This window comes from Sphingomonas sp. (assembly GCF_039595165.1).
In the GTDB taxonomy this organism is placed as follows: Bacteria; Pseudomonadota; Alphaproteobacteria; order Sphingomonadales; family Sphingomonadaceae; genus Sphingomonas.
In genome coordinates this window covers 1-6,258 of record NZ_JBCNMA010000167.1, presented here as the reverse complement: position 1 = coordinate 6,258, position 6,258 = coordinate 1, and the positions used below count along the sequence as shown (strand labels likewise).

Below are 6,258 nucleotides of genomic sequence, written 5' to 3'. Positions count from 1 at the left end.
CCTATGTGAAGGCAGCATCCGAAGCGCATGTCGAGGTCGGCGATCCCGCCAACGATCGCCTGCGCGTCAATGCCGAGGAGTTGCGCGCCCGCGCCATCGGCGAGGGCGCCAATCTCGGTGTGACGCAGGCGGCGCGCATCGCCTTCTCGCTGCGCGGCGGGCGCATCAACACCGACTTCATCGACAACTCGGCCGGCGTCGACTGCTCGGACAACGAGGTGAACATCAAGATCGCGCTCAACCGCGAGGTGATCGAGGGCCGCCTCAAGATCGACGACCGCAACAAGCTGCTCGCAGCGATGACCGACGACGTCGCGCACCTCGTGCTGGAGGACAACCGCCTCCAGACGCTCGCTTTGTCCTTCCTCGAGAATGACGGCCCGGTCGCGGTCCCCAGCTTCGTCCGCGTGATCGAGATCCTCGAGGCCTCGGGCCGGCTCGACCGCGTGGTCGAAGGGCTCGGCTCGAACGAGGATTATCTCCGCCGCGCGCAGGAAGGCCGCGGCCTCACCCGGCCCGAGCTCGCCGTGCTGCTCGCCACCTCCAAGCTCGCGCTCCAGGACGCGATCGAAGACGGTGGCCTCGGCCTCGATCCCGAGCTCGAGCCTGACCTCATCGCCGCCTTCCCGCCGGCGATGCAGAAGAAGTTCAAGAAGCCGATCGACGAGCATCGCCTGCGCGGCGAGATCGTCGCGACCAAGCTCGCCAACCGCGTGATCAACCGCCTCGGCGTGCTCCACCCGTTCGAGCTGGCCGAGGAGGAAGGCGCTTCGCTGCGCGACATCGCCGCGATGTTCGTGGTCGCCGAGCGCCTGTTCGGCCTGCCGGCGGTGTGGGAAGCGATCGAGACCGCCGCGATCAGCGAGAGCGCGCGCCTCGCCCTGCTCGACGAGGTCGCGGTCGCGACGCGCTCGCACATCGCCGACCTGCTGCGCATCTGCCGCCCCGGCGAAGGCCCGGCCGAGCTGATCGCGCGGTTGAAGCCCGGCATCGCCGCGCTCGACCGCCAGGCGCAGAAGCTGCTCAAGGAAGAGGCACGAGCCCAGTCGGGCCGCATCGCCGCCAAGCTCGAGGAGGCCGGTGCGCCGCATGAGCTCGCCGCCAAGATCGTGCGTATCTTCGAGCTCGACGGCGCGGTCGGTCTCGCCGATCTCGGCCAGCGCCGGGGCATCGACGAGACCGAGCTGACTCACGCCTTCACCCATCTCGGCCAGGAGCTCGGCCTCGACTGGGCGCAGGCGGTGGCGGCGCGCATCGTCGCCGGCGATCCGTGGGAGCGGCTGCTGATCGCGGGCCTCGCGCGCGACTTCCAGCAGCTCCGCCTCGAATTCCTCTCCCGTGCGGAGGGCAAGGATCCGCGCGCCGACGTCGACGCCTGGCTCGCCGCCCACGCTCCGCGAGTCGCGCAGTTCGCCGGACTGGTCAGCCGCGCGCGCAAGGCGCCGACGCCCAACGCGGCGATGCTCGCCCAGATCGCCGGCCAGGCACGCGTGCTGCTGGGGCGGTAAGCCGGAAGGTCGCCCACCGCCCACCCACCAATCATCTCGGCCTTGTGCCGGGATCCACCGGGAGGCGAGGGACGACCAGGAACTGAGAATTCAACGATCGGAGAGCCGTGGATTCCGGCACAAGGCCGGGATGACGTCGAGTTTTGAGCAAAATGTAGGGCTCACCCGCATTGTAATTGCGAATCGTTCTCGCTAATCCCGCGAACGACTCGCAACTGGAACCACCGCCCGCAATGCACGGCACCGCCGCCAAACCGGCTCCTCGCAAGAAAGGCCGGAAAGCCTTCTGGCTGAAGCAGCTGCATATGTGGCACTGGATGAGCTCGGCGATCAGCCTGGTCGGGCTGCTGCTGTTCGCGATCACCGGGTTCACGCTCAATCACGCCGCGGACATCGAGGGCGCGCCCGTCACCGTCGAGAAGAAGGCGCAGCTCCCCGCGGCGCTCCTCGCGACGATCAGGCCCGACGATGCCCCCGATGCGAAGAAACCGCTCCCTGAACCGGTCGTCGACTGGGTCGAGGCCTACCTCCCCGTCGCGCGCGCGACCGGGCAAGCCGAATGGTCCGCCGGCGAGATCTACCTCGCCCTGCCCCGCCCCGGCGGCGACGGCTGGGTCGCGATCGACCGCGAGACCGGCGAGGTGACCAACGAGAGCACCAGCCGTGGCTGGATCGCCTGGCTCAACGACCTCCACAAGGGCCGCAACGCCGGCATTGTGTGGAAGTGGTTCATCGACATCTTCGTCGTCGCCTGCGTGATCTTCTCGCTCACCGGTCTCGTCCTGCTCCAGCTCCACGCCCGCCATCGGCCGAGCACCTGGCCGCTGGTCGCCGCGGGCCTGATCGTTCCCGCGATCCTCGCCATCTACTTCATCCACTAGGGGGAAACGCCGCCATGCAGCTTCGCACCACCGGATTGACCGCCACCGCGCTCGGCGCGGGCCTGCTCGCGCCGGGCATGGCGTCTGCGCAGACGCTCGAGGTGACGCTCACCATCCCGCGCCTCACCGTCGCCGAATATCACCGGCCCTATGTCGCGATCTGGCTCGAGAAGGAGGGCGCGCCGGCCAAGACGCTCGCCGTCTTCTACGACGTCGACATGAAGAACAACGAGGGCACCAAGTGGCTGCGCGACATCCGCCAATGGTGGCGCGCCTCGGGCCGTTCGATGAAGTTCCCCGCGGCCGGCGTCACCGGCGCGACCAAGGCGCCCGGCACGCACAAGCTCGCCCTCAAGCCGCAGCTCGCCCCCGGCAACTACACATTGGTGGTCGAGGCCGCGCGCGAGGTCGGCGGCCGCGAGCTGCTCCGCCTGCCTTTCGCGCTGCCCAAGGGCGGCACCGCCCGCGCCGCCGGCAAGTCCGAGCTCGGCGCCGTCACCCTCACCGTCAAGCGCTAAACAAGGGGAACCGCGCTATGAAGCTCCGCAACCTCATGATCGCCGCCGCAGCCGCCGCGATCGTCCTGCCCGCCGCCGTCCAGGCGCATCGCCAGTGGATGCTCCCGTCGATGACCGTCGTCTCGGGCGAGGGCGACGACGTCTGGGTCACGGTCGACGCCGCCGTCTCCAACGACCTCTTCTATTTCGAGCACCAGCCGCTGCGCTGGGACGCCAGCGTCCTGCTCCCCGACGGCACGCCCGGCGAGATCAGGAACAAGGCCACCGGCCGCTACCGCACCACCTTCGACGTGCAGATCGGCAAGCGCGGCACCTACAAGATCTACTACGCCACCGAGAGCGTCATGGGCAGCTACAAGCTGAACGGCGAGGAGAAGCGCATCCCGCGCGGCACCACCACCGCCAATCTCGCCTCGGTCATTCCCGCCGGCGCCACCGACATACGCACCAGCGAGAGCAGCAACCGCAACGAGATCTTCGTCACCGCCGGCGAGCCCACCACCACCGTGTTCAAGCCGACCGGCAAGGGCATCGAGCTGGTCCCGGTCACCCATCCCAACGACTTGGTCGTCGGCGAGGACGCGACCTTCCAGTTCCTGCTCGACGGCATGCCCGCCGCGGGCCTGCCCGTCACCGTCATCCCCGGCGGCATCCGCTATCGCGACCAGCTCCACCAGCAGGACCTCAAGACCGGGGCCGACGGCAAGGTCACGGTGAAATGGGGCGATCCCGGCATGTACTGGATCAACGTCACCACCCCCCGCGCCGAGCGCGAGGAAGGCGCTCCGCCCGCTCCCGGCGGCCGCCGCGCCAGCTATGTGACGACGCTCGAGGTGATGGCCCCCTGATCCGCGAACCCCGCGTCATCATCCCCAACGCGATCTCGCCCGCCGCCTTCCACAGGCGGCGGGCGAACGCGCCCGTAGCGCATCTCGGCGGCGAGACCATGGGCACCACCTGGTCGGCCAGGATCGTCGCCCCGCCCGCCAATGTGCAGGCCGAGATCGAGGCGGTGCTCGCCACCATCATCGCCCAAATGAGCCATTGGGAGCCGAGCTCTGAGCTCAGCCGCATCAACGACAGCGCCCCCGGAACCTGGCACCGCATCGGCCCCGAATTCGCGCAGGTCATGGGAATCGCACTCGACATCGCCAGGCGCTCGGGCGGCGCGTTCGACCCGGCGATGGGCGTGCCGGTCAACCTCTGGGGCTTCGGCCCGCCCGGGCCGCGCGTGGGTCTCCCAAGCGAAGCCGAGATCGAAGCCGCCCGCGCGCTCAGCGGCTATGACGCGATCGACTTCGATCCCCTGCTCCTGCGCCTCCGCCTCACTCGCCCCGTCCGGCTCGACCTCTCCGGCATCGCCAAGGGCTATGCCGTCGACGCCGTCGCCGCGCGGCTGAAGGCGATGGGCTGCCTCGACTTCCTGGTCGAGATCGGCGGCGAACTGCTAGGCGAAGGCATCCAGCCCGACGGCCAGCCCTGGTGGGTCGATGTCGAAGTCCCGCCGGGGGTGGAGGCCGCGCCGTTGCGCATTGCGCTGCACGGGTTGGCGGTGGCGACGTCGGGGGACTATCGGCGGAGGTTTGCGGCAAATGGCATAGCTTACGCGCACACGATCGATCCCGGCACCGCGCGTCCCATGGCCAAACGGGTGGCCAGCGTTACCATTCTCCACCGGTGCTGTGCCCAAGCCGACGCTTTGGCCACTGCACTGTCAATGGAACGTAAGGATGGCGTGGAGATCGCGCGCGATGCACTCGTGGTGAACACACTGACACGAGAAGAAGGCCGAGGACCAAAATCCTCGACCCTCTAATCACTATGTCGTATTCAGAGTAATCACAAGACTAGCTTACAAGATCTTTATCTATTTCGCGAAAATTAGCTCCGCAATTCGGACAATTTTTAGCAAAAATTGGCATTCCTACTCTAAAATATCCAAATTTGAAGACAAATGGAGACAAATTACAATTATAACATCTTAGCAACAACATTAATGATGAAAGCACCAATATAGGCATCATGTATACGAATATCACTGAATTTGATATCCACGATACAATCGATCCTGTTATGGATAGCAATATGTATAAACGTATGAGCTTAATTCGGTAAATCATGGACAGTCCACCAGATTAGAGAACGGTTTGGGAGCCAGTTCCGTTTTCCCATGCGAATAATGAAAGCTACCCGGCACGGGAGGAAAAGGCATCATGTTTGCCGAGGGGCCAGCAGACAGAGAAATAGGGGAAAATATATCTCCCCTTACAAAAGCATAATTTACAGATAGCGGGCCCGCGCCAAATCCTAGGGTTGAGTATTCCCCCGCAAACGAAGGCAAATTACGGGCAACTCCAACCTGCCCACCCGCGGAACCGCCGTAGCCAAAACCGCTCTGGAGGAGTCCCCCTGCCGTAGATTCCCCCGTTCCCCAAAGCCCTGCGGCTCCCGAGCCGGTATCGTAATACGCGCCACCGGCTATTCCTCCTCCTAGACCCACATATCCCTCAACTCCGAGGCCACCAAAGAAAACTGGGCCTGAGCCTCCACTACTTTCAATCGCCGTTCCCGAACGACGGCAAATGGGGTCGACTGTCGCACCCCCGCCGCTCCCGCCGAATGGATCCAGCAAGTCCCTGGCCCAGTCCATCATGCGCTCCATGAACCACATCTCAAGTTCATACCCGTCGAGGCAAGTCCACCCACCACTCGTGGAGGAGGAGCTGGGTACATCGTCGCCCGTCACCTCGACAGACCAGCATTCGTTGCCGAATGGGTCGACCTTATTGACAGGATTCCCCCGCACATACCCATACAAATTCAACCCATCCCCATACCCAATCGGATCAGTCTGCATGAACCGCCCGAGCACCGGATTGTAGATGCGCGCCTTGTAGTAATACGCCCCCAGTTCCGGCAGCCACAGCTGCCCGGTATAGCCGAACGACCCGACATTGCCGCTCGCCGGCACGCCGTACTCGTCATAGCTGTTGGTGGCGATCGACGCGCCCGTACCGTCGCTCACGGCAACGATCGATCCGCGCTCGTCGGCATGCAGCCAGCGCCGGTCGCCGGTGCCGCTACCCTCGTACCACACCAGCGGCGCGTCCATCCCCGGGCCATGGACATAACGCCGCAGCACGATCCCGCTGGGATTCTGCTCGATCGCTAGATCCAGCCCGTCCCACGCATAGCGCGTGTCGGCGCTGCCCAGCGCGCGGATCAGCCGCCCTGCCGGATCGGGATAGAGCTGGTCGATCCCCGCGCCACTCTTCATCCAGTTCTCGGCATCATAGTAATAGGCGGTCGATCCGATCGCGGTGACGTTGCCGCGCCCGTCGCTGTGGCTCA

The 6,258-nt window shown here is 65.5% G+C and carries 6 protein-coding genes; 5 read left to right on the top strand and 1 reads right to left on the bottom strand.

The features are described from left to right. From ABDV68_RS17860 to ABDV68_RS17840, 5 genes are all read left to right on the top strand, one after another. On the top strand, positions 1 to 1,508 hold a 1,508-nt coding region (locus ABDV68_RS17860), incomplete at its 5' end, for an NAD-glutamate dehydrogenase domain-containing protein (protein WP_343521453.1). 233 nt (positions 1,509 to 1,741) lie between these two features. Beyond that, positions 1,742 to 2,389, top strand: coding sequence for a PepSY-associated TM helix domain-containing protein (locus tag ABDV68_RS17855; RefSeq protein ID WP_343521452.1), 648 nt, complete (start codon positions 1,742 to 1,744; stop codon positions 2,387 to 2,389). Positions 2,390 to 2,403: 14 nt separating this feature from the next. Then, the gene (locus ABDV68_RS17850) at positions 2,404 to 2,907 is read left to right on the top strand and encodes a DUF2271 domain-containing protein (RefSeq protein WP_343521450.1); all 504 of its coding nucleotides are present in this window, start codon (positions 2,404 to 2,406) and stop codon (positions 2,905 to 2,907) included. Positions 2,908 to 2,924: 17 nt separating this feature from the next. Beyond that, positions 2,925 to 3,755 carry a DUF4198 domain-containing protein gene (locus ABDV68_RS17845; protein ID WP_343521449.1) on the top strand — a complete coding sequence of 277 codons (831 nt, stop codon included), beginning with the start codon at positions 2,925 to 2,927 and terminating at the stop codon, positions 3,753 to 3,755. Positions 3,756 to 3,853: 98 nt separating this feature from the next. Next, entirely contained in the window at positions 3,854 to 4,723 is an 870-nt protein-coding gene (locus ABDV68_RS17840) for an FAD:protein FMN transferase (protein WP_343521448.1), read from the top strand. 300 nt (positions 4,724 to 5,023) lie between these two features. Here ABDV68_RS17840 and ABDV68_RS17835 read toward each other — a convergent pair. Next, positions 5,024 to 6,258: RHS repeat-associated core domain-containing protein (locus tag ABDV68_RS17835; RefSeq protein ID WP_343521447.1), on the bottom strand; the 1,235-nt coding region annotated here is incomplete at its 5' end.